This window comes from Tabrizicola sp. (genome assembly GCF_031377265.1).
Taxonomy (GTDB): domain Bacteria; phylum Pseudomonadota; class Alphaproteobacteria; order Rhodobacterales; family Rhodobacteraceae; genus JAUYQR01.
In genome coordinates this window covers 1-2,692 of the sequence record NZ_JANMET010000394.1, presented here as the reverse complement: position 1 = coordinate 2,692, position 2,692 = coordinate 1, and the positions used below count along the sequence as shown (strand labels likewise).

Here is a 2,692-nt window from a genome sequence, read left to right as displayed (position 1 = left end):
ATGGCTTCTTGAACCATTCAAGTAGGTCTTCGGGGAAACCAAGATGCGACGTGTCTGCCCCGTCAGATGGTGCAAAGGTGTGCCCGCCTATCAGATCATCCAAAGCGGCCTCGGGCGAATGGTATGAACCGAGGTTCTCTTTCCCATACATGATCTTGTATCGGCCATTGACCTCGGGAAAGATCCCGACAAGAACCCCATTCGATCCCAAGGCATGGAAATAGAAAGTCTGGCGCGCCATCTTTACCCCCCCACGGCCCAGCGCGCCCAGAAGCCGCCGAACACTTCGAATTTCGCAAGGAACGCCACCAGCACCACCCAACCCAACGACATCGGCAGGAACACTTTCCAGCCGATCCGCATCAGCTGGTCATAGCGGTAGCGGGGGACGATGGCCTTCACCATGGCGAACATGAAGAAGAAGAGCCACATCTTAGCGACCATCCTCCACCAGCCATCCGGCAGGCCGGGGATCGGCGAGAGCCAGCCGCCGAAGAACAGCAGGCTCATCAGCGCGCACATCAGGAAAATGGCGATGTATTCGCCGGCCATGAACAGCAGGTAGGGGGTGGAGGAGTATTCCACCATGAACCCGGCGACGAGTTCGGACTCTGCCTCGGGCAGGTCGAACGGGGGGCGGTTGGTCTCGGCCAGGGCGCTGATGAAGAACAGGAACACCATCGGGAAATGCGGCAGCCAGTACCAGTTGAACAGGCCGTAATCGCCGTCCTGCGCCGCGACGATGGCCGAGAAGTTCATCCCCCCGGTGGAAATGATCACGCCGATGATGATCAGCCCCAAAGACACCTCATAGGAGATCATCTGCGCCGCCGACCGCAAAGACCCAAGGAACGGGTATTTGGAGTTTGAGGCCCAGCCGCCCATGATCACGCCGTAAACCTCTAGGCTGGACACCGCGAACACGAACAGGATCGCCACGTTGATGTCGGCCAGCACCCAGCCGTCATCAAACGGGATCACCGCCCAGGCGAGGATCGCCAGCACGAACGACAGCATGGGTGCCAGAAAGAACACCGGCCGGTCGGCCCCGGCAGGCACTACGATTTCCTTGACTACGTATTTCAGCGCATCGGCCACCGATTGCAGCAACCCGAACGGCCCGACCACGTTCGGGCCGCGCCGCATCTGCACCGCCGCCCAGATCTTGCGGTCGCCATACACAAGGAACAACAGGCTGATCATCACGAAGGCCACGATCAGAAGGCTTTGCGCCGCGATCAGCACCGCCGTCCCGAACCCCGTGGAAAGAAAATCCGCCATCTCAGTCCCTCACTTCAAACCGTCGGTATTCCAAGTTCTTCGCATTCCGCCGCCGTAACTTCGGCGTCAATGGTGCGAAGGCCCGGGGGAAGCGCTGCGGAAATCAGATAGACCGCGTCCCCGAACCAGTTCCGTCCGTCCTGCTTCACGATGGTGCGGACCTGCCGCACGAAACCATATCCCTTGTCCAGCGCGTATTGCGCCGCCGCACAGCGGCCGTAAGCCTCAACATCTGCTTTACCCTCTGCGTCGCGCAGTGCCACGCCGAAACTCACCAGACCGTCGTCAAGCAGGATCGTTTGAATCCCGAGGTAGCCGATCTTGTCGCGATCCTCTGTCACCTCCGCCGTTTGCGTGCAAGCCCCCAGCGCCGCTGTCGCGGTGGTCAGGGTTGCAGCAAGGCTGAGAGCGCGCATCAAGGGCCTATTCCGCTGCCATCGGGGCAGCTGCGCGGGTGGCTGCCAGCGCCGACAGTTCCGCCATCACGGTCGAGGCGCGGGCGATCGGGTTGGTAAGGTAGAAATCCTTGATCGCATTGCGGAAATCGGCCTTGCCCAGCGGCTTGATCGGCAGCGCGGCCCATGCGTTCTGCGGCACCAGATCAACATGCCCCAGATGCGGATGCGCCTTGACCAGCGCCTGGCGCAGGCCTGCAAGGCTATCCCATGGCAGGGTCGCCCCAAGTTCCGCCGAAAGCGCGCGCAGGATCGCCCAGTTTTCCTTCGCCTCGCCCGGCGCAAAGCCAGCCCGCAGCGCCAGCTGTGGCCGCCCTTCGGTGTTGACGAACAGCCCGTTTTCTTCCGTGTAGGCCGCGCCGGGCAGGATGATGTCGGCGCGCGCCGCACCCCGGTCGCCATGCGAACCCTGATAGATCACGAACGGGCCTTTTGCGATCTCCACCTCATCGGCGCCAAGGTTGTAGATCACCTCCGCGCCGTCAGTCGCCGCTGCCAGCCCGCCCTCGGTGCAGGCGCCCACATCCATCGCCCCGACACGGCTTGCCGCCGTATGCAGGATCAACAGCTTGGAGTTGGAGTTTTCTGCCAGCCGCATCGCATGCGCCAGCACCGCCTCGCCATCCGCCTCGTTGATCGCGCCTTGACCGACGATCACCAGAGAGGGCTTGGCCTTGGTCTCATCGCTGATCACCTGCGACGACAGCTTTTCCAGCGCTGCGCGGTCAGTTCCCACATGCGCGTAGTCATAGGTCAGATCGACCGCCTGCCCAACGAGCCCGATCTTTGCGCCATTGGTCCAGGCCTTGCGCAGCCGGGCGTTCAGCACCGGCGCCTCGACGCGCGGGTTGGTGCCGATCAACTGGATCATCTTTGCGCCGTCGATATCTTCGATCGTCGCGGTGCCGACATAGCCGGACCGGTTGCCCACGGGCAGCTTCGCGCCATCAGTACGG

The 2,692-nt window shown here is 62.3% G+C and carries 4 protein-coding genes; all 4 read right to left on the bottom strand.

Features of this window, described 5'->3' with window-relative positions:
* Nucleotides 1-241 (bottom strand): hypothetical protein (locus RMO18_RS20915; protein ID WP_309668465.1); only part of this gene is annotated, 241 nt, incomplete at its 3' end.
* A 2-nt stretch (nucleotides 242-243) separates the two neighbouring features.
* Complete coding sequence (nuoH, locus tag RMO18_RS20910; protein ID WP_309668463.1) at nucleotides 244-1,281, bottom strand: NADH-quinone oxidoreductase subunit NuoH; 1,038 nt, start codon at nucleotides 1,279-1,281, stop codon at nucleotides 244-246.
* A 14-nt stretch (nucleotides 1,282-1,295) separates the two neighbouring features.
* Nucleotides 1,296-1,697, bottom strand: coding sequence for a hypothetical protein (locus tag RMO18_RS20905; RefSeq protein ID WP_309668466.1), 402 nt, complete (start codon nucleotides 1,695-1,697; stop codon nucleotides 1,296-1,298).
* Nucleotides 1,698-1,704: 7 nt separating this feature from the next.
* On the bottom strand, nucleotides 1,705-2,692 hold a 988-nt coding region (locus tag RMO18_RS20900; protein WP_309668461.1), incomplete at its 5' end, for a molybdopterin-dependent oxidoreductase.

Coding starts and splice junctions, on each gene's coding strand:
- nuoH (WP_309668463.1), bottom strand. CDS start 1,281: ATGGCGGATTTTCTTTCCACGGGGTTCGGGACGGCGGTGCTGATCGCG.
- RMO18_RS20905 (WP_309668466.1), bottom strand. CDS start 1,697: ATGCGCGCTCTCAGCCTTGCTGCAACCCTGACCACCGCGACAGCGGCG.